This is a genomic window from Rhizobium sp. 05N49 (genome assembly GCF_056396805.1).
In genome coordinates this window covers 102,923-124,206 of record NZ_JBFTME010000014.1, presented here as the reverse complement: position 1 = coordinate 124,206, position 21,284 = coordinate 102,923, and the positions used below count along the sequence as shown (strand labels likewise).

Below are 21,284 nucleotides of genomic sequence, written 5' to 3'. Positions count from 1 at the left end.
TGCTGCTTCACCTGGGGCTGCTCCGTCCCTGTCGGGCGCTTTCAGGTGAAATATTCCGGTCTATTCCGTCTCCATCAGGGAATTGACCGTGCTTATTTAAATACAGCCATGGGGCGCAATTGTCGTTATCCGCCCGTCCTGAAAATTATCGTTGCGTACATTTCTGCTCCAAAGGGATTATGATAAACAACTTAAAGGGGTGAGCGCGCGCCGATTCCCGGCCAGGGCGGTTTCCGGTGGCGATCTTGCTGTAAATAAGCGATTGTTCATTTTCGATTTCAACGGCCCGGTCGGATCGGTTGGCACGCTGGAGGGATTGGATGGCTACGGGTTCTGGATCTGGAGATGACCCCGCTGCGGGGCAGGCGTGGCCGGCCCATCTGGAGCGGCGGCGGTGGCCGCGCGAGCCGGCCGCGGAGAAGGAGCTGCGTGCGGATGTCGCGCCTGCGCTGGTACCCTTGCGTTTCTCGACGAAAGATCTGCCGGCGCAAGACCAGTTCCAGGCCTGGCGTGCGCATATGGCGCCGCTCGTGGATGTGCGTCTGCCGGACGGAAAATCGCCCGAGGACGGGTTTCTAGCCGAACAGACCGGCTGGCATCTCGGCAGCATGCTGATCGTCCAGCAGCATACACAGGCGCATGGCTATAGCCGCGATCAATCCATGCTGCGTTCGAGCCCGATCGACCATTGGAATGTCGGTCTGCTTCGCAGCGGCCGGATCTGGACCGAGGTCAGCCGTCACGTCACGGAAACGGCTGCCGGCGAGGTGTTTTTCAGGTCTCTCGGTTATCCCTATCGCGGGCGCATGACCGACAGCGTCGCCGTGCTCGTCTTCCTGCCCTATGAACTGCTGGCCGTCGATGCAAGCATCCTCCAGGGCGCCAACAACACGCTTCTGTCCGGCAGCCTGGCTGAATTGCTCGTCAGTTATATCGCCGGCCTGGAAACGAAGCTCAGCAGCCTGACGACCGGGGAGGTGCCGCGCATCATCCAGACGATCGCCGATATGGTCGTTGCATGTGCGGCGGCCTCCATGAGGTCGGACACGGGGCAGATGCAGACCGGCATGGGAATAATGGAGCGGGCGCATCGCTACATTCACCTCAACCTGCAATCGGAGAATCTGACGCCCGACGCCATCTGCCGCGCCGTGGGCATCTCGCGCACGCGGCTCTACCAGTTGTTCGAAGCGAGCGGCGGAGTGCTGAACTATATCCGCAAGCGGCGGCTGCTGCAGGCCTATGCGGACCTGAGCAACCCGGCCGACGGCAGGCCGATTTCCGAGATTGCCGAGGCCGCAGGCTTTGCCGTCGCTGCCAATTTTACGCGCGCCTTCAGCCATGAATTCGGAGTGAGCCCGCGTGAAATCCGCAAGTCCGTGGCAACCGAGCGCCCGGCTGTTCCGGCCCAGCGTTCCACGCGGCATCATGGGACAACGATCGGCGACTGGCTGACGCTTGCAGGCTGATCCCTGACACAAAGCTGCCGCTCAATCGTCAGCAAATTGCCCCGCCACCGCCGCACCGTGCCCTCTTGGCAGTCCATCGTTGCGACCTCGCCGGCCCCCAGCGGCTGAGCGATCGACCGAGGCGGTCCTGCTGCCGATCAAATCATGCACGTGAAAAGGAATGACTATGATCACTCGTTACACACCCGTCGCAACGATGACCGCTGTGGTCTTCAGCCTGCTTGCTCTCAGCCCGGCATCCGCCGAGGAGATGGCCCAGGCGCAACAGCAGCCATCGGCACAGGGCCAGGCGCCGATGCAGGGGCAGAGCGGCGACAATGGTGCAGCCGCGCCCGTCAGCGATCAGAAAATCGAGGCCTTTGCCGTTGCCTATCTGCAGGTCGACAAGGTCAGGAAGGAATATTCGGCCAAGATCGGCGCGACGAAGGACGAGGCTTCGAAGCAGAAGCTGCAGGAGGAAGCCAAGAAGCAGATGGTCGACACCGTCGAAGCCTCCAAGGACATCTCTGTCGAGGAATATTCGTCGATCCTGACGGCCGCACAGAGCGACCCGGCTCTCGCCAAGAAGGTTCTGGAAAAGATCGGCACCCCGCCGCCGGCGCAGCAGCAGCAATAGGGCTGCGCTTCAGCATAATCCTTGAATCGCAGAGGATTACGTCGAGGGCTACTCCTCGATCTGGGGCAAGGTCAGAACCATCCTGGCCTGTCTCCCTCCATCGCCGCATGATCCGCGGCCCACACCGCGTCAGCAATGGGGGGAGCAACACCCCTAGCGGTTACAGACTCTCCATGTATTGATCGAGATGGTTCGCCCATAATGCCGGCTTGAACATCAGGGCGTGGCCTGCGGCCGCTGCGATGAATTTGCCCTGTCCGCCCGCCGAGCGGAACCTCTCGAAATTTCCCCGGCAGTGCTCGATCCGATAGTACTGGTCATGGGTGCCGTGCAGCCAGAGCGTCGAAATCCCGGCCGGTGCTCCGCGTTCGAAGATCGCCGGGTTGACGATCTCATGATTGGCGCAGCCTCTGCCGAGCCAGCCGCCGTTGAAATTGACGGCACCCCGGAAGATCCCCGGGCGCATGCCCGCATAGGCGATCGACAGGATGCCGCCGCGCGAGACGCCGGCGATGACAAGCCGGCTCTGCTCCACATCCGGCCGCTCGCGCAGATGGCGCACGACAGCATCCATATCCTCGACCGCGCGCTCGAAGCCGGCAATGGCGATTTCGACATTGCAGGAATAGCCGGAACCGTCGGGAGCAAGTCCCTCGCCATAGGCTCCGCCCGACTTGCCTCTGCCCCGACGCTGCGGAAAGAGGATCATCCAGCCCCGTTCGACGAAATGGTTTGCCACGACAGCCGGGCTCACGGTTCTCGTGTAGAAGGACTTGTTGTGGCCGCGTCCGGTTGAGCCATGGTTGAAGACGATGGTCGGATATGGTCCTTCGCGCCGGGGCCTTGCCGCGACAATCTCCAGTCGGGCATCCGGCTCGCCGGAGGGAATGAAATATTTCTCAAGCCTGGTGAGACCTGTCGCCATCTGGATTCGCGCCCGATTTCCGCTGACGCAAACTCCCACACGCGATCCGAAAACTGCAATGAATTTCGCAAGGCATGTGCCATGGCCGACCGGCGCGCATCGACCTAAAGCGCGTCGCGATCCTCCAGATCCGCTTGCCGCGTTTTAGGTCTTTGTTTTACGCATGTCGTTGCCGCAAAACCGCTGCACAGTTTTGCGCGACATGCTTTAGTTTTCGGGATCGATGAGTTCGAAGCGGGAGAATTTTCGAATGGAGGACGACGGCTGGACGGTGATCAAATCCACAGCGATCCTGCAGGATCGGTGGCTGAATTTGCGGGCCGACGATTGCCTGACGTCAGGCGGCGTGAGGATTTCTCCCTATTACGTGCTGTCCTATCCCGACTGGATCAACATCGTCGCGATCACCACCGACGATCGCCTCCTGCTCGTTCGCCAGTACCGGCACGCGGCAGGCAGGTTCTTCCTGGAAATACCGGGCGGCGGCCTCGACGAGCAGGATATCGACAGTGAAAAGGCAGCCCGCCGCGAACTGGAGGAGGAGACCGGCTACATTGCCGAGAACTGGCAATTGGTCAGCACGCTTTATCCGAACCCGGCCTCACACACGAACCGTCTTCACACCTTTCTCGCAACCGGCGCCGAGCCCAGATATCAGCAGCGGCTCGATGCCGGCGAGGAGGGCCTGACCGTTCATGCCCTTCCGATACCTGACGTGCTGGACGGATTGCAGTCCGGCCTGATCGGGCAGGCCCTTCATGTCTCGTCCATCCTTCTGGCGCTGCGGGCTGCCGGCCGGCTCGGATAATGAACGGGCAGGCCGGGGCCTGTGCCTTGAAAGGATCGGCAAAGCAGGCCTTTCCGGCTTGTTGACAATTGCGGGGCGGCAGGTAGTAATTTCGCCAAGGCCTTGTGTTGCCAGCCGCTCACGCCAAACCTGGTATGGTGAAAACACTTTTGATACCCCCTTCGACTTCCAGCCCTTCGGCAGTCGGTCAGCAATGTGAGCTCTGACGTTTTGATTGCCCTGGAGGAACTGGAATGCTCAGGACACTTGGTATCAAGGGCATGGCGAAAGCCCTGCGGCAGGCTCTCAGCGATCGCAAGATCGAGCTGTCTCACAGCGATTGCCTGGAACTGATCGCAAAGCAATTCGGCGTGAAGGATTGGAACACCCTTTCTGCAGCGGTCGGCCAGGATGCGGGCGACAAGCCGCTGCTCTTCTCGGTCGTCGGCGATGAGATCATACTGCATCGGACGACGCAAAGGCTCGACGTCAATGACACCGACCTGTCGGGCTCACGTTTCAACGACGCCAATCTCACGGGAACATGGTTCAACCAGATCAATTTTTCCGGTGCGAAATTCAACGACAGCAACATGACCGGCTGGTACGTGAACGACGTCAACCTGTCGGGATCACAATTCCAGAACATCAATCTCTCAGGCGTCACCTTTTCCAACTGCCGCATGCCTGGCGCCATGCTCGACGGGGTGCCGCTCGAAGAGATTGTTGCAGCCTACAGAAAATCGCAGGCGTCCTGATCCTGCCATGGGACATTCGACAAGCGGTTTTCCGCGGCTCCTCACAGACAGGTTGAACTTGCGCTCGCCCGATATGGGCGACTGCGACGATTTCCACGAGCTTATTCTGATCCCGGAGGTTACCCGCTTTTCGAATTGGCCGGATGCCCCGAAAATAGCCCAGACCCAACGCTCGATAAAATGGATGTGCGAGGCCCATGCCAAGGGAAAGGGCTGCGCCTGGATACTGGAGGATCGCGTCTCGGGCCGGCTTCTCGGCGCCATCAGGTTCAACACTATCGACAAGCATTGGAAATGGGCCGAGCTCGGCTACGAATTGCACCCTTCGGTCTGGGGAATCGGGCTGATGACCGAAGCGGTGAGGGCTGTCACGAGATGCGGATTTGATCACTTTTCCCTGAACCGCATCGAGGCTTGGACCTTGCCTGGCAATACGGCGTCGGACCGTGTTCTGGAAAAGGCCGGGTTCCGCTATGAGGGGACGCTCCGCCAGAAAGCGTGGTTCAAAAACGCGTTTCACGATTTCAGGATGTTCGGCTGCATCGCCGGTCAGGCCATGTGAGACGCCGATTTCAGGAGTGCCCGTATCGATAGTCCCGTGGTGCGATCGCCCTTGGACGAAGCCGGGGCAGGGTGCGTGCCCGTGAAAGGGCACGCCCGCTATCAACAGGCGATCAGTGGAAACCGCCGGCGGCGACCAATTTTTCGCCGGTGAGCCAGCCGGCATCGTCGGAAGCGAGGAAGGTCGTGATCGTGGCGATGTCGTTGGGCTGGCCGATACGACCGAGCGGGGTCTGGGCGACCGCGTTGCTCTCGAAATCCGATCCGATGACGCCTGCGGTATGCGTGCCTTCAGTCTCGACGATGCCCGGGAGGACGGCGTTGACACGGATCTTGCGCGGGCCGAGCTCCTTGGCAAGCACGCCGGTGATGGCGTCCACGGCGCCCTTGGTGCCGGTATAGACGGCCGAGGCAGGCGGAGTGAGGCTTGTTACCACGGAGGAGATGTTGATGACGCTGCCGCCCTCGCCAATGTGCTTGACGGCGGCCTGGGTGGTCAGCAGCAGGCCGAGAACGTTCACGTTGAACTGGCGGTGATAGTGTTCCTCGGTGATCTCTTCGATCGCGCCGAATTCGTAGACGCCGGAATTGTTGACCAGTACGTCGAGACGGCCATATTCCCTGACCGCGGCGTCGATCAATCCCTTTGCCTGTTCCGCCTTGGAAACATCGCCCTGCACCGCGACCGCCTTGCCGCCGGCGGCAGCGATCGCCTCGACGACTGCGTCTGCCCCCGCCTTGCTCGAGGCGTAATTCACCACCACTTTTGCACCTTCAGCGGCGAGTGCCTTGGCAATCGCAGCGCCGATCCCCTTGGAGGCTCCCGTCACGACGGCGACTTTTCCAGCAAGCTTAGACATATCAGTTCCTTTCGACCTGGATTGCCGCCGGGGTTGACGGCATTGTTCCATAGTTCAGAAATTCGGAACTGTTGATCTCGATTTCAAGTAGCCCTATATCAAATTCATGAGACCGCTCTTTCATCCAGCCATCGAGGACTTGAAGCCGGAGGCGATCCTTTATGCGCTCTCCGATCCGGAGCGCGTGGCGATCCTCGCACAGATCGCGGGCCTCGGCTCCAGCGGCACATGCGCTGCGCTTTCCAAACTCGGCGGGCGCGTCATCCCCAAATCATCGCTGTCGCAACATATGAAGGTGCTGCGCGAGGCGGGCCTCATCCGCGGCGAACGTCAGGGCGTGGAGATGCGCAACCACTCGCGCTGCCAGGAAGTGGAGGAACGCTTCCCCGGCCTCGTCAGGGCCATCCTGAGCGCCTACGGACAGCCCACCGATGTCGCGAACGTAGGCTGATTTCCCTGGCCGTTGCCGTCTGGCCTTCGCCTGACGAGGTGTGCTGGACGACTGCACGGCTGCCAGCCGGCGAGGGCGCCCAAACCCGTCGAGATCAGATCCCCTTCATCGAAGGTCGTCACATTAACGTAGGCCGGATGGCATATTAGTGACGTCTGATTTTTCGGTCGACTGATGCCCGGGATCGGGTCAGTATGTGCCGGAGGTTGTGCGACGTTGGGGGACGCGCCATGTCCAATTTGCTGCTGAGGGAACTTTCTCTGGTCGGGCTCCGCTGCCCTGTCATCACGGCGGACCATCAGGATTACGAACGCTACCGCAAGGTATGGAATGGCGTCGCCGACCGGCGGCCTGCCGCGATCGTCCGCCCGCGAAGCGTCGATGACGTCAGGAAAGCGGTACATGCGGCGGCTGCATCGCGCGCCCTGCTTGCGGTGCGCGGCGGCGGCCACAGTCTTCCGGGATTTTCGACCTGCGATGACGGACTTGTCCTCGATCTATCGGAACTGGCGGCGATCACGATCGATCGGGAGGCGCGCACGATCGAGGTCGGCGGCGGGGCTCTGCTTGGCGATCTCGATCGAGCCACTGTTCCTGAAGGGTATGTGGTGCCGGCCGGCGTGATTTCGCATACGGGTGTGGCGGGCTTGACCCTCGGCGGCGGCATGGGATGGATGAGCAGGAGATATGGCCTGACCATCGATAGCCTGCTCGGCGCGGAGATCGTGACCGCTGCCGGCGATGTCGTCTGGGCCAGCAAAACGACCGACCCTGAACTCTTCTGGGGCATTCGCGGCGGCGGCGGCAACTTTGGCGTCGTTACGCGATTCAAGTTCAGGATGCATCCGCTTGCTTCCATCGCGGTCGGCCGATGGGACTATCCTGCGGCCAGCATGCGGCAGGCCCTGCTGGCGCTGCGCGACCGGACGCATGGCCAGACGCGCGACTTTACCCTCAGCTTCACGGTGACCGCCACGGGTCTGAACGTGACGACGGTCTGGTCGGGAGATGATGCTCTTGCCCACGCGGCCCTGTCGCCTTTCGGCATGCTGGCCGATGGCGGCGTCGGGAGCATCGACAGGCTGCCCTATCTTACCCTCCAAAGCCGCAACGACGAGCACTTCGCCTGGTCACGGCGATATTATTGCAAGGGCGGCTTCTGGTCCGATGTCAGCGATGAAGCAATCGACACGATGCTGCTCTCGGTCGCCGATGCGCCAACGCCGGATTCCGAGGTCTATGCGATCCAGCTCGGCGGAGCCATCTCCGACATCGCGGACGACGCAACGGCCTATACGGGAAGAGGAGCAGGCTATTACTGGATTGCAGAGCCGGTCTGGGACGACGCTGCCGATGACGAGCGCTGCATTGCCTGGGGGCGGACCACCGGTAAATCGCTTTCGAAACTCTCGATGGCCGGCAACTACGTCAACGAGCAGGCCGATGCCGGCTCGGTCGTCGCCCTGGATGCCTATGGCGCGGAAAAGTACCAGCGCCTTGCGCGCCTGAAGACGCGGCTCGATCCGCATAATCTGTTTCGTCTCAACCAGAACATCACGCCGCTGGCTTGAGTTTCTGCCCATGACGGAAATGAGCATACGGGCCGGGATCGATACCTAATCGGCCATGGACCGGTTCAGCCAGTCCGCGAGCCTAACGGGACCGACATGGACGGGCTGGCGCGGCAGCAATGTGTCGTCGTTCAGTTCGACGCCGTAGTAGCGCGCGGTCTCGTCGGTGATCACCTCGCGCATGTCTTCGTTCGCGGCGACGAGTATGCGGGCGATTTCATCGAGGGCGAACCGCTCCGGCCCGGCTATTTCCACCGTATCGTTCACCGGAGGTTTCAAGGCCAGCCGGGTGAGCACGTCGGCGACGTCGTCGGCCGCGATGGGCCGCATGGAGGCGGAGGGAAGGCGGATATCGTTGCCATCAGCGGCCATGTCGATCACGCCGCTGATGAATTCGAAGAATTGCGTCGAATGGACGATCGTATAGGGCCGGCGCGCCGCCCTGATCAGGTTCTCCTGCACCATCTTTGCGCGGAAGTAATCGCTCTCGACAAGGCGAGGGGTTCCGACGATCGACAGGGCGAGATAGTGCCCGACCCCTGCATCTGCAGAGGCGGCCAGCAGATTTCGGGTGGATGTCCGGAAGAAATCCAGCGCGGAATCGTCTCCGAAGGATGCCGCGTTCGTCACGTCGATAACGGTGTCCGCGCCGGTGAGCGAGGCCCTCAGGCCTTCCCTCGTCACGCTGTTCACGCCGAACGTCGGGGATGCGAGGACGACTTCGGCCCCCGCCTGCCTGAGGCTTTCCACGAGGCGCGTTCCGATGCGCCCGCTTGCTCCCATGACCGTCACCTTCATCGATCCGCTCCCTGTTTCCAACGTATCAGCAATCCACGCATCAGGCTTTCCGGGCTTCCGGCCGGCGCTGTCGCGATGTCATTTGACGGGCATCACCACCGGAGCGCCCTTTTTCTTGACCAGCACGACGATGAACTTTGCCGGTTTCGTCTTGCTGGCGTTACGGCTGACCAGGTGAATGTCGGAAGGACTTTCGTAGAACGTATCGCCCGGATGCAAGGTCACTTCCTTTTCCCCTTTGACCTGCATCACGATCGAGCCTTCCAGCACGTAGACGAAGGCGTCCGCCTCGTGCTTGTGAATGGGCGAGGAGCCTCCGGGCCCGTAATCGACCGAGATCATGAGACCCTCCTTGCCCGGATAATCGGGAAGATCCTTGCTCATGAGCGATTTTACCTTCGCCGTGTCCTCGGCGGCGATAGCCAGAGTGCCGGAGAGGCAGATGCCGGCTGCCACCAGCAATGCGGATAGGGCAGAATTCATCGTCGTAACCCTCTTCGTTGCCGTGCGAAATGCGTGTCGGGAGCCCCGGGCTAGCGGGGCTGCCCGGACAGGCGAAACCAGTCTGCAAAACCGATCTTGCCGAGCCTCGCGCCCGCGTCCGGCACGAGCGAGCGATCATCCAGCTCCGAGCCGAAATAGCGCGCGTGGACATCCGCCTCGACCGTGCGCGGATCGTTGATCGCCTTCAGGTAACGGCCGATGATCTCGTTCATGCCGAAGCGTTCCGGGCCTGCGATCTCGATCATCCCGTTGATGGGCTTGGCAAGGGCAACGTCCGCCACAATGTCGGCAACGTCGTCGGAGGCTATCGGCTGGAAGGCTGCCGGTGAGAGACGGGCGACAGTGCCGACGGTCGCTTCATCGGCGATGCCCTTGAGGAACTCCATGAACTGGGTGGAATGAATGATCGTGTAGGGAATGGCGGATGCCTTGATGAGCCTTTCCTGGGCAAGCTTGGCCCTGAAATAGCCGTTCTGCGGCAGCCGTTCCGAGCCGACGATGGAGAGCGCGATATGGTGTTTCACGCCGGCGTCGCGTTCTGCGGCGAGCAGGTTGCGGCTCGATGTTTCGAAGAAGTCCAGCACCGCCTGATCTTCCCAGGACGGTGAGTTCGAGAGATCGACGACCACGTCGGCCCCGGCCAGTGCGCTTGCCAATCCTTCCCCGGTGATGGTGTTGACGCCGGTTTTCGGGGAAGCGGCCAGCACCTCGTGGCCCTTCTCGCGCAGACGCGCCGCGGTCTTCGATCCGATGAGGCCGGTGCCTCCGATAAGGACGATTTTCATAACAGGTTCTCCTCCCGCGGCCCTCTTGGGCCGGAGTTCCAGGTTAGGATCGCAAGACCGACACAGCCGCGAGAATTTCAATGTCTGGATAGGTGGAACACATCGACTGTCGTCGCCTCGGTCGGCTTCGGCCGAGGGGCAATCTCGCATCGCGGAGGTATATTGTTCCCATATGCGATCGGGGGCAACCATATTTGGCGGAACGCGCCGCTCGCTTGCGGTCCAGGCACAGCAGCAGGTCGAAAGCGGCGGAAGGGAAGCTCAACCATCGTATAAACTATGCTGTGTAGTGCTTTGCTTCTACTGCTTTTTCGGCGGCTCGAACAATTCGATCGCATTGCCGGCCGGGTCTTCGACGAGGACCTGCTTGCCGCCGATCCCGGCGACGATGTCGTTGCGAAAGCCGGCGCCTGATGCCTTCAGGCGCGCGACCTCGGTCTCGATGTTTTCGACCTCCAGCTGGATGCGGTTCCATCCGCCGGGCTCGGGCCGTCGCCCGTCCGGCATCGGCTGCGAGGCGCCGCCGGGGCCCGTCGTGCCGTTCACCAGCAGGCGCAGGTCACCCCTGGTCAGCATGGCGAAGCTCGGAGCCGGGTGCATGGTGAGCGCGAAGCCGAGCGACTGCGTATAGAATGCAATCGCTGCATCGACGTCGTCGACGATATAACGAACGCTGACGGTAGCCATATCAAATCCTCCTTCGGACAGGCTTGGCGGTAGCGGACAAGGCAGGACATGGCATCGGATATAGCGTCCCGGACGGGACCTTGTAGCCGTGGTGCGCGATATCGGGAACCGGGACCGGTGGTCGAAGGTTTGGCTGGCAGAGCCCCAGGAGATTGCCGATGGACAGCAAAGCCGATCGCGATCCGCGACACCATACGCAGAAAATGCAGATGCGCCTTCAGGAAATGATGGACCATCTGCGGCAAGACATCGTCGATGTCGACGAGCCGCAGCTGAAGGCCATGTTCGAGACCGCAGCCGAAGTGCTGGGCGGGTTGAAGAAGGCGTTTGGCGACTACGAGAAGAAGAACGAGCCCGCCTGGAAATAGCGCGCCGGAGATATCAGCTTGCAATGACCGTCCCTGGCGCCAGGCCGAGCGACGGCCTTACTTCACCGAGATGCTCATGCCGCTGATATCGGCGTTGATCTGCAGGCCTACCTGCTTGCCTGTCAGTTCCAGTTGGGCGCCCTTGTCATTGGTCATGACGATCACCTGGGCTCCTTTGCCGAGCGCGCCGCCGCCGCCCGCAGCACCGTACACACCCGTCACATCCTGAGCGCGGCGTATGTGGCTCACGGTACCCTGGAAATAGGTCTTGGAAGCACCGAAGGCGAGGCCGCCCGAGATGCCGCCGATCGAAATTGGATATCGGTGACCATGGAAGGTCAGCGTGCCGTCGCCTCCGGAGCCGCCGACGAAGAAGGCGGCCTTGTAGACGGAGAAGCGGATCGTACCGCTATCGGCATGCGCGGTGCTGGCAAAGCCAACTCCCGCAGTGGCGATGACGGCAACGGCGACCGAACGAAATCTGGACGAAATCTTCATGATGACAGGCTCCTCAAAAAGCACCGCTTACCCAGTCAGCCGGGCACGTCAGCGTCGTCTCAACGTCATAGCTTGAACAGTCTCGCAGGTCATTAGTTCCAAGGCCGTTTCAGGGCGCGGGGAGATGACGCACCCGACCGTTTCTGTCGGTGAAGAGCTTTCGAAAGCCAAGGGTCGCGTATTTCGCAATAGCGGCCCGGAATTGCGGGTATGGATGGAAAACGACAACGACCTGGACAGCCTGCGCCCGCTGCCGCGGTTTTCCGAGATCATGCTCGCGGCGAGGGCACATCTTCGGGATCAGGCTTCGCCGATTGCGCATTGACCGAAGACCTCGCTCATCCTTTGGTTATCGCTTGCCGCATCGCCGACGGGCGCTGCAACGATTTCAGCAGGTCAGTTTTCAGGGCATCTCATCCAATAACGTTTGAAGGCCGCAGGCCCAGTGCCGTAGCTGGAAGCCTGGCTCCATGGGTTCTTCGGGGTTTCAATAAACGTGTCGTCGTCGATCGAAACAAGCGTCACCGGCGATACGAAGGACAATGTCGCCTGACGGTAGCGCGCAATGGCTGCCTGTTGGAGGCGTTTGGCCGCCAGGTCGTCTTTCGCAGCGGGTGGAGCGCGAAAACGTTCGGGATCCTGTTTCACCTCGGTAAGCGGATCATGCAGGGCCACCCGCAGCAGCTCACCGTCACCGGCGAGCCGCAATTCGAATTCATCCTGCAATGCCGGCACCGGGCGATCCTGCTCGGAAGAGGTGTCGGCGACATGCGCGGTCAGGATCGGCAGAGGCTGATGGTCCGGCCGCATCTCGATGCGGCGGATATGACATAGGTCAGCGAGTGTCTTGTTTCGCACCTCGGGGCGGGCGGGTTCATCGACCAATGTCCAGCTGCCCTGCATCTTGCTGACAAAGGGTACGGACCCATCCGGGCCATATGAGAAAAACGCGGCACGTTGCGCCAGCGTTTCCGCTATCGTGCTCACGGTCTGGATATTTCGTTCGGTCCTTGCCGTATCCTCGGGCTCACCCGGGCATCGGACGAGAAAAGTCGGCGTGGTGGAGCTGGCTGGATTGATAAAGCCGACCACATCATCGTTTACCGGAAAGACCTCGCCTTGCTGAACGCTGTTCTTTATGACCAGGTTGCGCCGCGCGCCGGCCAATTCAGTGGCTTCGGGCTTGTCATAACCCAGCACATGCATCTCATCCTGAACATTGGAGATCCAGTAGATGGCTGCACCGACAGACAGGCGCAGTTCAAATCGCCTGGCGATGCCCTCCGGGCCCCTCTGACCGTCAAAGATCGGATAGCGTGGATCGGTTTGCTTGAGATTGATGCTATTGAACTTGCACCACGTCTTCAGTTTGCTTGCCGGCAGGCCGTGATCCGGCGGCAATATCGCCCAGTCGCCAGGCAAGGTCTCGATGAGCGTTTTCGGGCTTAGATCAGCACCGAAATCGAACATCTGCACCAGCGCCTCGGTGGCGGCCTGAACGCGTTCGCCGACGGTTCCGGCGTTATCAGTGACTGGGGCAGGAGCTGTGCCCTGCGCCGTAAGCGGCGATGATCCGACCGCGAAGAAGGCCAGTCCCGCCAATATGCCAAGCGTCCTGTAAGCCAGCTTTGAGCCCGGAGATTTGCAATCAGTATTTGGCTGCATGCTCTAATCCATCATTGCGATGGTGGCGGGTGTTAACAGCCTGGCATTAACAATTCCCCAGTCGGCCCGTTAAAGTTGCCAATAGTCGCAAAAACACATCCATCGGTCACGGGTTGAGGAAGGGTCTTTCGAGGCGGCGGCATTGCTGCCCGTTCAATCCACCGGCTGCGGAGCCGGGAATTTCCAGCTTCCGTCCAGAATGGCTTGGTGTGGCCGGTAAAGGCGGACCGTGTAGTTCCAGCCGGCCTCGATCGGCAGGCAGTTTGCAAGCTTGCCGTCGCAGCCCCCGAACTGGATGTCGACGGAGCCGTCCGCGCCCTTGGCGGCGGTGATATTGTTGACCGAATAGGCGTTGAACGGGTTCTCGACGAAATAACCTGCCGCGTCGTAGCGGCTGATCGACCAGAAACCGTCCACGGGCACGTCACCGGGAACATGCAGCCTGTAGAGGGTCTTGCCATCGTTCCTCTCGGGCGTGACGCTCAGATAGGTCGCTTCGCTGTCCGGATTGCCGCCCCAGGCGGCGGCCGTTGCGATCAGGTGATGAACGGGATCGACCTCGCTCTTCTTGCCGAAGGCCTTGTTGAAACTCTCCATTGTCGTATTGAGCGCCAGCAGCGCGTTGCGCACCGTATCCTGGCTCGTCTTGTCCCATGCGGGCATGTCCAGCGTACCAGGCCCGCCTGGTTGATCGAGCTTGATGGCATCCTGCAGCCTGTGTACCTCGTCGGCATCGCCTGATTTGGTCGGGTCGATCAGGGTGCGTACGGCAATCAGGACGTAACGCGTGCCCACGCCATCTCTTGTGAATGTGTGGCTGCCGGCCCCGTGAAAGACATCGGTGACGTAGTGGTCTTCATTGACAACCATCAGCGACATGAAGCGCTTTCCTGCATCCGGCATTGTTATCGTCACCGGTCCGGCATCGAGATCGAAGACACCGCTGGAATAGAGCGTATCCCGGTTGCCGCGAACGACCGTCTGGTGTTTCACATCGAAGGGTTCGCGGCGGTGGAAGAGCTTTCCGAGACCGGCTTCCCCTGACGATGCCGCCATGTACATGTCGCTCTCGGCGCGCACGAAATTATCCGGCGTGACCTTGATGGGATCGGCGCCGGATGCTGCGCCCGACATGAGGAGCAGAGCCACCGACGCGGCAGTGAGAATTGTCTTCTTCGCGGCCATAACCTTGCTCTCCTCACATTGGTTCGACATCCGCCAGCGTCCAGGCCTTGTCGAACAGGCGCTGCGTTGGCCCGTAGAGGCGGAACATCAGCTCGAACTGGCGGCCGGGAATGGTCGGCACCCAGTTCGTTTCCATGCCTTCGGGCGCCTTCGGCCCGAAATAGATGTCCACCGATCCGTCGGCATTCTTCTTGATCTCGGCGGCATTGGAGGCGCGGCTGGCGCGATCGGCCCCCTTCAGAAGCGCATGCGTCTCACGGTCGTAGACGGTGACGGACCAATATTGCTTTACCGGCACATCGGCCGGCACATGCAGCTTGTAGGCGCGGGCACCGTCATAACTCTTGCCGGTCTTGTCCTTGATGTTGATCAGGTAGAACTGGCCGACGCCAAGCCGCTTGATGGCGATATAGGCGTAGCTGTAGCCGATGCCGCGTGCATCCACGGCATATTTGTCCGGTTCGGCATAAGTGGTGGACTGGCCTTGAACAGCATCGGGCAGGGCCGGCATGGTCCAGTGCGTGCCTTCGAAAAAGGCCGGAAAGCCCGCATCATAACGCGCCTCGAGCCAGGCCCTGGCATCGGCAATGCCTTCCTCCTGGGCTTTCCTTGCTGCGGCATCGGGCGCGTAAGGCTTGCCCCTTTCGATGCCGATCGTGCGCAGCTGGTCGATCATCGCCCGGTCGCGCGGCAGCCAGGGCTCGCTCTGGACGACACGGTCAAGCAACGTGAAGAAGCTCGGGTCGTATTTGATGGTGGAATCGAAATCGGCGTCCTTGATGTCGCGGTAGACCGTCTGCGGCGGCGCCTTCGCCTCGGACAGGGGGTAGAACCTGACGCGCTTGCCATAGGCGATCGATTTCTCGACATCTGCCTCGCCATGGCTCCTGAGGTTGGAGCGCATCAGGAAATAGCCGGTATTGGTGTCGGCGGCGAGCCGCTGGAGGCCCCTGGGCAGCTTGCCTTCGAAGCCCGGCGGCGTGATCACGAATTTGACGCCGGCGCCCTTGTCGATGCCGAGCAGGCCGGCATCTTCGAGCGAGGTCTGCCACAAGGTCACGAAATTGGCGTTGAGCGAGCCGTCGTCGCCGGCGGGCGGAATCTCCACCACGACAGGGCCGCTCTTGCCGAGATCGTAGAAGCCCATGAAATAGAGCGTATCGGGATTGGGCGTCAGCGTCTGATTGTGCCAGTCGAGCGGCCGGCCCCAGTAGATGATCTCGCCGGCCTTGCCGCCGGCCGCGATCATCTGGTCGTACATGAGCAGGGTATTGACCGCCGGCATGCCCCAGATCACCGCTTCCGTCGCCCGGCTGCGCGCCAGGCGCTCTTCCACTTCCTGCGCCGCGGAATGGTCCTGCGCGGCAGCCGCACCCGCCGACAGCAGGCCGATCGTCAATGCAAACACCAGGCGCAACATGCATCACCTCCAGCCCAGAGCTCCGGGGCCGAAGGGTGCCACGGCTGAAACTGCCGGCGGAAGTACGCAACGGTAAATGCGGATGTAAATCGGGGCGTAAGCGTGCGGGCCACGCATGCTCGACAAGCGGATCGCGCAGGGCCGGCCGCAACAGCTCGCCATTGCAGCCACCGCCGGCAAATGCGATGATCGCCCAGGCAATCGCATGCATCATTTCGGGGGGAGTGGCATGGCTGATTTCAACATTGGTTTCGTGATCTTTCCCGGCATCACCCAGCTCGATTTCACCGGGCCGTTCGAGGTGCTCAGCCGGCTTTCAACACCGCCGTCGCTGACGGCTCCATCGCGCTTCCCTCACGTCAAGACGCATGTGATCGCCAAGAACCTGGAGCCGGTGGCGAGCGATCGGGGTTTGAGCTTCCTTCCGGGGCAGAGTTTCGAGACCTGCCCGGCGCTCGACCTGATCTGCATTCCGGGCGGCGCCGGTGTCGTCGATGCGCTTGACGATGCCGAGACGGTGGATTTCATCGGCCATCAGGGGCGGCAGGCGCAATATGCGACATCCGTTTGCGTCGGGGCCTTCCTGCTTGGCGCCGCCGGCCTGCTCAGGGGGCGGCGGGCGACGACGCATTGGGCCTATACGGATCTGCTGCCGCTTGTCGGCGCGACATATGAGAAGGCGCGCACCGTGCGCGATGGCAATATCATCACCTCGGGCGGGGTCACGGCCGGCATCGATTTCGCCTTCACGATCATCGCCGAACTTGCCGGCGGCGATGTCGCCCGGGCAATCCAGCTCGGTATCGAATATGATCCCGCACCACCCTTCGATGGCGGCCATCCCGACAAGGCGAGCGAGGCCGCGAAGGCGCTGATGCTGCAGCGTAATGGTGCCGCGCATGGCGGGATGCGGGCGGCGCTGGAGGCGCTGGCTTTGCGGTGAGTGGGGGCTACCGCCCCTTCTTCCCGGCGAGAGAAGGGGCACGCAGTCTTTTATGCCCCTCTGGCCAGCCCATGCTCCACCAGCTTGTCGATGACCTCGGCATAGGCCACGCCGCTTGCGGCCATCGCCTTGGAATACATGCTGATATCGGTGAAGCCCGGAATGGTGTTCACCTCGTTGACGACGAAGCGCATGTCTTCCATCAGGAAGAAATCGACGCGGGCCATGCCGTCGCAGCCGAGTGCGCGGAAGGCGCGGGCGGCCATGTCGCGGATCTTCGCTTCGACATCGGCGGGAAGCTCGGCCGGCACTTTCAGGGCAGCGCCATTCTCGTCGAGATATTTGGCGGTGTAGCTGTAGAAGCCGTGGCTTTCGGCGGGCGCGATCTCGCCGGGGCGGGAGACGAAGAGGCCGCCTTTCGTATCCTCCAGCACGCTGCATTCGATCTCGCGGCCGGCGATGAATTCCTCGGCGATGAGCTTGCGGTCATGGCTGAAGGCATCAGCAAGGGCAGGGGCGAATTCCTGGCTGCCGGAGACTTTTCGCACGCCGACCGAGGAGCCCTGGCGGGCCGGCTTGATGAAGACCGGCAGGCCGAGCGCGGCTTCGAGGGTTTCGAGCGCCGGCGGGCTGTCCTGATCGAGCGTCACGGAGCGGGCCACCGGCAGGCCTGCCGCCTTCAGGAGCTGCTTGGCGATATCCTTGTCGAGTGCCGTTGCCGAGCCGAGGATGCCGCAGCCGGCGAGCGGTACGCGCGCCACCTGGCAGAGGCCCTGGACCGCGCCATCCTCTCCATGCAGGCCGTGCAGCACCGGAAAGACGATGTCGATCTTGCCGGCTTCGGTCGCCTTTCCGTCGGGACCGATCGCCAGCAGGCGGCCGTGGCCGCCCGGCAGGAGGCAGAGTTCGGTGCCGGAGGAGGGCTTGGCGAGTTCGCCATCGGCAAAGCGGCTTTGCAGCCAGCGTCCATCCCTGGTGACGAAGACGGGCAGGGCGTCGTATCTTTCCGGGTCGAGCGCACGCATGACATTGGTGGCCGACATGACGGAGACGTCGTGCTCGCTGGAACGGCCGCCGAAGAGCACGGCGATGCGCAGCCTGGATGGGGAAGGGCTCATTGGAATTCTCCTGAAAAGTAAGCAATTCCGGCAAGAGTGTGCAGCGGTTCTGCGTCCGGAATTGCGCGAAAACAAAGCCTCTAGAAGCTGACCGCGATGCCTCGGTTGGCGAAGAAGCGGTCGAAGGTTGCAAGCGGCAGGGTGACATTGGCCTGGGTGGCGCGCTCATGGCCGGAAGGGTTGTGGAAGCGCACGCTGTCTTCATCGGCGGCCGTTACCAGCACCAGGTGGCCGCCCTTGCCCGGCGGCTCGCGCTCCGGCCAGCGGATGGAGCTGCTGACCGAGGCGATGAAGAAGCGATGGGTCGCGAGGATTTCGGGGATGGTTTGCGTCGGGAGCTCGGTGAGCACCTCGGCGACAAGCCCGAAGCGCTCGCGCACGAAGGTGACGAAGGGCGCATAGATCAGCCCCTTGATCGAGGCATCGGCCTCGTTGACGACATAGCCGCCATGGCGGGTGCAGGCCCTGGCGAGCGAGAGGATCGGATGCGCCTCGCCGCGGGCAGCCAGGATCATTTTCAGGCAGGCCATGCCGCAGACGTTGACCGCCCAGCGCGCATATTCCTCGATCGTTTCTGCGCCCGAGTTTTTCCAGTTGGCATCGCGGTGCAGCGCAACGGCACCTTCGGCCAGCACCGGCAGTGTCATCTCGGGCGTTTCCCACTGGCTGAAATAGGGCACGTCGAGTTCTCGATGATCCATGTCGTCTCCGTCAGGCACTGCAATGCGAATCCCGTTAGAAAGTGGCTCATACTAGATGCAATTCCGATGTGTTTGACAGAGCCACTTTGTCGTGTTCCTGTGGGCCACTTGGATCGCGTCAGGCGAGATGAACCACGGGAACAAGGGCATGGCTGCAGGAGAGCCGATGACTGCTGTGAGAAGACGCGAGGGGCCATCGGCAGCATTCCGGCCTGACATCGATCCCTCGTCATCGGCGCCCTTGCCGCGCCAGCTCTACCTTGCGTTACGGAATGCCGTCGCGGAAGGGCGGCTGTCAGGCGGGCAGCGGCTGCCATCGACGCGGCTTGCCGCTACGGAATGGGCGGTCTCGCGCGGCGTGATCGCGGAAGCCTACGAGATCCTGATTGCCGAGGGTTTTGCGGTCGCCCGCCACGGCTCCGGCACCTATATCGCCTCGTCCATCCCCGAGGGGGCAGCGCGCATCGAACCGCCGGGCGCAGGCAGCAGCCAGCCGATCCGCCGCGGCGTGTCGGCCGCCGCCACGGCAATCCTGACGCGGGGGCCGAGCCTGGAGCCGCAGAAGGCGCTGCCCTTCGTCACCGGCCGCATCGCCCATGACGAGCGCACGGCGCGGCTTTTGAACCGCATCGCGACACGGCATATGAATTATGCCTTCGAAGGCTATGGCGATATCCAGGGCGAATATTCGCTGCGGGCGGCGATCAGCGCCCATCTCGCCGTCTCGCGCGGGGTGCGCTGCAGCCCGGAGCAGATCTTCATCACGGCGGGTACGCAGCAGGCGCTCGACCTTGCCTTTCGCGTGCTGATGACGCCGGGTGACCGGGCCGTCGTCGAAGACCCCTGTTATCCGCCGGCCCGGCAATGCCTGGCTTTGAACGGCATCGAAGTCACCGGCCTGCCGGTCGACGGTGACGGGATCGATATTGCCCGGCTGCTCGACGGCACAATCGCGCCTCCCGCCGCCTTTTACGTCACGCCTTCCAACCAGTATCCGGTCGGTTCGGTGCTGTCGCTCTCGCGCCGGCTCGGGCTTCTCGCTTACGCGGAGGAGAACGACTGCTGGATCATCGAGGACGATTACGACAGCGAATTCCGCTATCAGGGCCACCCGATCGCCTCGCTGCACGGCCTCGATAAGACGAGCCGCGTTCTCTATACCGGCACGTTCAGCAAGGCGCTGCTGCCGAGCCTGCGCATCGGCTATCTGGTCGTCCCCGCCGACCTCGTGCCCGCCTTCCGCGCCGTGCGCCCCGCCGTCGACCGCTGCCCGCCAAGCTTCCAGCAGCGGGTGATCGCCGATTTCCTGGAGGAGGGCTATTTCCCGGCGCATCTGCGGCGGCTCAGGGAGCGGCTGCGGGCCTCGCGCGACATGCTGGCGGGGTTTCTGCGGGAGCGGTTGGCGGAGCATGTGAGCGTGCTGCTGCCGGATCAGGGGATCAATCTGACGGTGAGGAGCAGGGGCGGCTGGGATGATGACACCGCCGTCTCTGCTGCGGCGCTGAAAAGGGGCGTGGTGGTGATGCCGCTGTCGCGCATGAATGTGGTCTCTACGGATCGGTCGCGGCTGCTGCTCGGGTTCTCGGGGCTTTCGGAACAGGAGGCGGATAGGGGGACGCGGGTGCTTGCGGAGGTTTTCGAGGGTGGGACGTTTTTGGCGGGACGGTGAGGGGCCGCAGAACCGGCCGTCTATTAGGGTCGTGGCCCCATCACCTTACCAGGTCGGATAACGAGCAAGGGAGTGCGTTCGCGGCCCCCTCATCCGCCCTTCGGGCACCTTCTCCCCGCTGGGTAGAAGGGGGAGCACGCGGCGCGGCTTGCAACGAGAGATGCTTAGAGACGAGCGAGAGGCTTTGCAACGACACCCCTTCGCCCCATCGGGGAGAAGGTGCCCGAAGGGCGGATGAGGGGGCCGCGTGCGCACTTCCTTGTTCGTTTTCTGAGTTGGTGGAGGAGCGGTGCAGGCAGCCGCCAATACCCCGTCCAGGGAGGCGGCGCGTTCTTCGCCTGCAGCACTGCGATAAACGCTATCGGCTCTTTCCGCGTGGGATCGTTCACATCAGAATTGCAACTGCCCATTGCGGCCATCGATCTGCTCTTCTAGTTTGCGCGCCATGTTCCTCTTGCGTGCAAGAATCCCATGAGTTCCCCCCGTACGAAAATCAATCTGAAAGCTCTTGGTCTCCATTGGCGCAACGGCTGTCTTCTGGCGGCCGAGGTCTATGACAAGAAGGGGCGGGTTGCCGGCGTGCGTCCGCTCGGCGGCAGTGTTGAATTCTGCGAGGGCTCGGAAGCGGCTTTGAGGCGCGAATTCAGGGAAGAGCTCGGCGTCGAGGTCGAGGTTTTCTCAGGGCCGCTTGTCATGGAAAACATATATGTCTTCGAAGGCGAGAGCGGCCACGAGATCATGTTCATCTTCAAGATCGGCTTCGTCTCGAATGATTATCAGGGTCAGGATGTGATCACCTTCCAGGAGAGCGATGGAACGTTCGGGGTCGCTCGATGGTATGACCCTAAAACGCTCGATCTCGACGGCTCGCCAGGCCTCTATCCAAAAGGCCTGAAAGCGCTACTGACGTCCACTCTGCTGGCCGAATGAGCAAACGCTTTTGCC

At 62.0% G+C, this 21,284-nt stretch carries 24 protein-coding genes; 12 read left to right on the top strand and 12 right to left on the bottom strand.

What is annotated here, in order from left to right:
- The first annotated feature begins 320 nt into the window (after positions 1–320).
- Together AC1DF8_RS25235 and AC1DF8_RS25230 are read left to right on the top strand one after the other, a co-directional pair.
- The gene (locus tag AC1DF8_RS25235; RefSeq protein WP_478155472.1) at positions 321–1,469 is read left to right on the top strand and encodes a helix-turn-helix domain-containing protein; all 1,149 of its coding nucleotides are present in this window, start codon (positions 321–323) and stop codon (positions 1,467–1,469) included.
- A 166-nt stretch (positions 1,470–1,635) separates the two neighbouring features.
- A complete protein-coding gene (locus AC1DF8_RS25230) occupies positions 1,636–2,085 on the top strand; it encodes a DUF4168 domain-containing protein (RefSeq protein ID WP_112971887.1) in 450 nt (149 codons plus the stop codon).
- Between the two features lie 160 nt (positions 2,086–2,245).
- Here the strand turns inward: AC1DF8_RS25230 and AC1DF8_RS25225 are convergent, their stop codons facing one another.
- Positions 2,246–3,010 (bottom strand): alpha/beta hydrolase family protein, encoded by a 765-nt coding sequence (locus AC1DF8_RS25225; protein WP_478155471.1) that lies wholly within the window; start codon positions 3,008–3,010, stop codon positions 2,246–2,248.
- Positions 3,011–3,260: 250 nt separating this feature from the next.
- Between AC1DF8_RS25225 and AC1DF8_RS25220 the strand changes: the two genes are divergently transcribed.
- The 3 genes from AC1DF8_RS25220 to AC1DF8_RS25210 all read left to right on the top strand — a co-directional run bounded on the left by AC1DF8_RS25220 (position 3,261) and on the right by AC1DF8_RS25210 (position 5,117).
- A complete protein-coding gene (locus AC1DF8_RS25220; RefSeq protein WP_112546570.1) occupies positions 3,261–3,818 on the top strand; it encodes an NUDIX hydrolase in 558 nt (185 codons plus the stop codon).
- A gap of 233 nt (positions 3,819–4,051) precedes the next feature.
- The gene (locus AC1DF8_RS25215) at positions 4,052–4,555 is read left to right on the top strand and encodes a pentapeptide repeat-containing protein (protein WP_478155470.1); all 504 of its coding nucleotides are present in this window, start codon (positions 4,052–4,054) and stop codon (positions 4,553–4,555) included.
- Between the two features lie 7 nt (positions 4,556–4,562).
- Positions 4,563–5,117 (top strand): GNAT family N-acetyltransferase, encoded by a 555-nt coding sequence (locus AC1DF8_RS25210; protein ID WP_478155469.1) that lies wholly within the window; start codon positions 4,563–4,565, stop codon positions 5,115–5,117.
- A gap of 112 nt (positions 5,118–5,229) precedes the next feature.
- Here AC1DF8_RS25210 and AC1DF8_RS25205 read toward each other — a convergent pair whose 3' ends face one another.
- On the bottom strand, positions 5,230–5,976 hold the full coding sequence (locus AC1DF8_RS25205; RefSeq protein ID WP_112971892.1) for a glucose 1-dehydrogenase: 747 nt from the start codon (positions 5,974–5,976) through the stop codon (positions 5,230–5,232).
- Between the two features lie 106 nt (positions 5,977–6,082).
- Between AC1DF8_RS25205 and AC1DF8_RS25200 the strand changes: the two genes are divergently transcribed.
- Both AC1DF8_RS25200 and AC1DF8_RS25195 read left to right on the top strand, forming a co-directional pair.
- Complete coding sequence (locus AC1DF8_RS25200) at positions 6,083–6,427, top strand: ArsR/SmtB family transcription factor (protein WP_478155468.1); 345 nt, start codon at positions 6,083–6,085, stop codon at positions 6,425–6,427.
- A 230-nt stretch (positions 6,428–6,657) separates the two neighbouring features.
- Entirely contained in the window at positions 6,658–7,998 is a 1,341-nt protein-coding gene (locus tag AC1DF8_RS25195; protein WP_478155467.1) for an FAD-binding oxidoreductase, read from the top strand.
- A 45-nt stretch (positions 7,999–8,043) separates the two neighbouring features.
- On the opposite strand, the gene AC1DF8_RS25190 is transcribed toward AC1DF8_RS25195, so the two are convergent.
- From AC1DF8_RS25190 to AC1DF8_RS25175, 4 genes are all read right to left on the bottom strand, one after another.
- Entirely contained in the window at positions 8,044–8,796 is a 753-nt protein-coding gene (locus tag AC1DF8_RS25190) for an SDR family oxidoreductase (protein ID WP_478155466.1), read from the bottom strand.
- A 78-nt stretch (positions 8,797–8,874) separates the two neighbouring features.
- Complete coding sequence (locus tag AC1DF8_RS25185) at positions 8,875–9,279, bottom strand: cupin domain-containing protein (RefSeq protein WP_183846312.1); 405 nt, start codon at positions 9,277–9,279, stop codon at positions 8,875–8,877.
- Between the two features lie 50 nt (positions 9,280–9,329).
- Positions 9,330–10,085, bottom strand: a complete 756-nt coding sequence (locus AC1DF8_RS25180; protein ID WP_113117376.1) for an SDR family oxidoreductase — start codon at positions 10,083–10,085, stop codon at positions 9,330–9,332.
- Between the two features lie 300 nt (positions 10,086–10,385).
- Positions 10,386–10,772 (bottom strand): VOC family protein, encoded by a 387-nt coding sequence (locus tag AC1DF8_RS25175; RefSeq protein ID WP_112546578.1) that lies wholly within the window; start codon positions 10,770–10,772, stop codon positions 10,386–10,388.
- Positions 10,773–10,930: 158 nt separating this feature from the next.
- Here AC1DF8_RS25175 and AC1DF8_RS25170 point away from each other — a divergent pair, with 158 nt between their 5' ends.
- Positions 10,931–11,140: a hypothetical protein gene (locus tag AC1DF8_RS25170; protein ID WP_112546579.1), complete on the top strand. Its 210-nt coding sequence runs from the start codon at positions 10,931–10,933 to the stop codon at positions 11,138–11,140.
- Positions 11,141–11,197: 57 nt separating this feature from the next.
- Here the strand turns inward: AC1DF8_RS25170 and AC1DF8_RS25165 are convergent, their stop codons facing one another.
- Positions 11,198–11,638 (bottom strand): lipid-binding SYLF domain-containing protein, encoded by a 441-nt coding sequence (locus AC1DF8_RS25165; protein WP_112971898.1) that lies wholly within the window; start codon positions 11,636–11,638, stop codon positions 11,198–11,200.
- A gap of 124 nt (positions 11,639–11,762) precedes the next feature.
- Between AC1DF8_RS25165 and AC1DF8_RS25160 the strand changes: the two genes are divergently transcribed.
- The gene (locus tag AC1DF8_RS25160) at positions 11,763–11,963 is read left to right on the top strand and encodes a hypothetical protein (RefSeq protein WP_478155465.1); all 201 of its coding nucleotides are present in this window, start codon (positions 11,763–11,765) and stop codon (positions 11,961–11,963) included.
- A 71-nt stretch (positions 11,964–12,034) separates the two neighbouring features.
- Here the strand turns inward: AC1DF8_RS25160 and AC1DF8_RS25155 are convergent, their stop codons facing one another.
- The 3 genes from AC1DF8_RS25155 to AC1DF8_RS25145 all read right to left on the bottom strand — a co-directional run bounded on the left by AC1DF8_RS25155 (position 12,035) and on the right by AC1DF8_RS25145 (position 15,908).
- Positions 12,035–13,303: a hypothetical protein gene (locus AC1DF8_RS25155; protein ID WP_478155464.1), complete on the bottom strand. Its 1,269-nt coding sequence runs from the start codon at positions 13,301–13,303 to the stop codon at positions 12,035–12,037.
- Between the two features lie 153 nt (positions 13,304–13,456).
- A complete protein-coding gene (locus tag AC1DF8_RS25150; RefSeq protein WP_478155463.1) occupies positions 13,457–14,488 on the bottom strand; it encodes a DUF1214 domain-containing protein in 1,032 nt (343 codons plus the stop codon).
- A gap of 13 nt (positions 14,489–14,501) precedes the next feature.
- Positions 14,502–15,908 (bottom strand): DUF1254 domain-containing protein, encoded by a 1,407-nt coding sequence (locus AC1DF8_RS25145; protein WP_478155462.1) that lies wholly within the window; start codon positions 15,906–15,908, stop codon positions 14,502–14,504.
- Between the two features lie 229 nt (positions 15,909–16,137).
- Between AC1DF8_RS25145 and AC1DF8_RS25140 the strand changes: the two genes are divergently transcribed.
- Positions 16,138–16,851 (top strand): DJ-1/PfpI family protein, encoded by a 714-nt coding sequence (locus tag AC1DF8_RS25140; protein WP_183846295.1) that lies wholly within the window; start codon positions 16,138–16,140, stop codon positions 16,849–16,851.
- Between the two features lie 50 nt (positions 16,852–16,901).
- On the opposite strand, the gene AC1DF8_RS25135 is transcribed toward AC1DF8_RS25140, so the two are convergent.
- Both AC1DF8_RS25135 and AC1DF8_RS25130 read right to left on the bottom strand, forming a co-directional pair.
- Positions 16,902–17,969: a D-alanine--D-alanine ligase family protein gene (locus tag AC1DF8_RS25135; protein WP_478155461.1), complete on the bottom strand. Its 1,068-nt coding sequence runs from the start codon at positions 17,967–17,969 to the stop codon at positions 16,902–16,904.
- Between the two features lie 80 nt (positions 17,970–18,049).
- A complete protein-coding gene (locus tag AC1DF8_RS25130) occupies positions 18,050–18,670 on the bottom strand; it encodes a C39 family peptidase (protein WP_478155460.1) in 621 nt (206 codons plus the stop codon).
- 166 nt (positions 18,671–18,836) lie between these two features.
- On the opposite strand from AC1DF8_RS25130, the gene pdxR reads away from it, so the two are divergent.
- The gene (pdxR, locus tag AC1DF8_RS25125; protein WP_478155459.1) at positions 18,837–20,339 is read left to right on the top strand and encodes a MocR-like pyridoxine biosynthesis transcription factor PdxR; all 1,503 of its coding nucleotides are present in this window, start codon (positions 18,837–18,839) and stop codon (positions 20,337–20,339) included.
- Between the two features lie 471 nt (positions 20,340–20,810).
- The gene (locus AC1DF8_RS25120) at positions 20,811–21,269 is read left to right on the top strand and encodes an NUDIX hydrolase (RefSeq protein WP_478155458.1); all 459 of its coding nucleotides are present in this window, start codon (positions 20,811–20,813) and stop codon (positions 21,267–21,269) included.
- The last annotated feature ends 15 nt before the right edge of the window (positions 21,270–21,284 follow it).

Excerpts from the sequence above, each read along its gene's own strand:
- AC1DF8_RS25150 (WP_478155463.1), bottom strand. The coding sequence starts at position 14,488 with ATGGCCGCGAAGAAGACAATTCTCACTGCCGCGTCGGTGGCTCTGCTC.
- pdxR (WP_478155459.1), top strand. The coding sequence starts at position 18,837 with ATGACTGCTGTGAGAAGACGCGAGGGGCCATCGGCAGCATTCCGGCCT.
- AC1DF8_RS25165 (WP_112971898.1), bottom strand. The coding sequence starts at position 11,638 with ATGAAGATTTCGTCCAGATTTCGTTCGGTCGCCGTTGCCGTCATCGCC.
- AC1DF8_RS25185 (WP_183846312.1), bottom strand. The coding sequence starts at position 9,279 with ATGAATTCTGCCCTATCCGCATTGCTGGTGGCAGCCGGCATCTGCCTC.
- AC1DF8_RS25210 (WP_478155469.1), top strand. The coding sequence starts at position 4,563 with ATGGGACATTCGACAAGCGGTTTTCCGCGGCTCCTCACAGACAGGTTG.
- AC1DF8_RS25180 (WP_113117376.1), bottom strand. The coding sequence starts at position 10,085 with ATGAAAATCGTCCTTATCGGAGGCACCGGCCTCATCGGATCGAAGACC.
- AC1DF8_RS25135 (WP_478155461.1), bottom strand. The coding sequence starts at position 17,969 with ATGAGCCCTTCCCCATCCAGGCTGCGCATCGCCGTGCTCTTCGGCGGC.
- AC1DF8_RS25220 (WP_112546570.1), top strand. The coding sequence starts at position 3,261 with ATGGAGGACGACGGCTGGACGGTGATCAAATCCACAGCGATCCTGCAG.
- AC1DF8_RS25190 (WP_478155466.1), bottom strand. The coding sequence starts at position 8,796 with ATGAAGGTGACGGTCATGGGAGCAAGCGGGCGCATCGGAACGCGCCTC.
- AC1DF8_RS25235 (WP_478155472.1), top strand. The coding sequence starts at position 321 with ATGGCTACGGGTTCTGGATCTGGAGATGACCCCGCTGCGGGGCAGGCG.
- AC1DF8_RS25170 (WP_112546579.1), top strand. The coding sequence starts at position 10,931 with ATGGACAGCAAAGCCGATCGCGATCCGCGACACCATACGCAGAAAATG.
- AC1DF8_RS25200 (WP_478155468.1), top strand. The coding sequence starts at position 6,083 with ATGAGACCGCTCTTTCATCCAGCCATCGAGGACTTGAAGCCGGAGGCG.
- AC1DF8_RS25160 (WP_478155465.1), top strand. The coding sequence starts at position 11,763 with ATGACGCACCCGACCGTTTCTGTCGGTGAAGAGCTTTCGAAAGCCAAG.
- AC1DF8_RS25215 (WP_478155470.1), top strand. The coding sequence starts at position 4,052 with ATGCTCAGGACACTTGGTATCAAGGGCATGGCGAAAGCCCTGCGGCAG.
- AC1DF8_RS25225 (WP_478155471.1), bottom strand. The coding sequence starts at position 3,010 with ATGGCGACAGGTCTCACCAGGCTTGAGAAATATTTCATTCCCTCCGGC.
- AC1DF8_RS25145 (WP_478155462.1), bottom strand. The coding sequence starts at position 15,908 with ATGTTGCGCCTGGTGTTTGCATTGACGATCGGCCTGCTGTCGGCGGGT.
- AC1DF8_RS25120 (WP_478155458.1), top strand. The coding sequence starts at position 20,811 with ATGAGTTCCCCCCGTACGAAAATCAATCTGAAAGCTCTTGGTCTCCAT.
- AC1DF8_RS25195 (WP_478155467.1), top strand. The coding sequence starts at position 6,658 with ATGTCCAATTTGCTGCTGAGGGAACTTTCTCTGGTCGGGCTCCGCTGC.
- AC1DF8_RS25175 (WP_112546578.1), bottom strand. The coding sequence starts at position 10,772 with ATGGCTACCGTCAGCGTTCGTTATATCGTCGACGACGTCGATGCAGCG.
- AC1DF8_RS25230 (WP_112971887.1), top strand. The coding sequence starts at position 1,636 with ATGATCACTCGTTACACACCCGTCGCAACGATGACCGCTGTGGTCTTC.
- AC1DF8_RS25140 (WP_183846295.1), top strand. The coding sequence starts at position 16,138 with ATGGCTGATTTCAACATTGGTTTCGTGATCTTTCCCGGCATCACCCAG.
- AC1DF8_RS25130 (WP_478155460.1), bottom strand. The coding sequence starts at position 18,670 with ATGGATCATCGAGAACTCGACGTGCCCTATTTCAGCCAGTGGGAAACG.
- AC1DF8_RS25205 (WP_112971892.1), bottom strand. The coding sequence starts at position 5,976 with ATGTCTAAGCTTGCTGGAAAAGTCGCCGTCGTGACGGGAGCCTCCAAG.
- AC1DF8_RS25155 (WP_478155464.1), bottom strand. The coding sequence starts at position 13,303 with ATGCAGCCAAATACTGATTGCAAATCTCCGGGCTCAAAGCTGGCTTAC.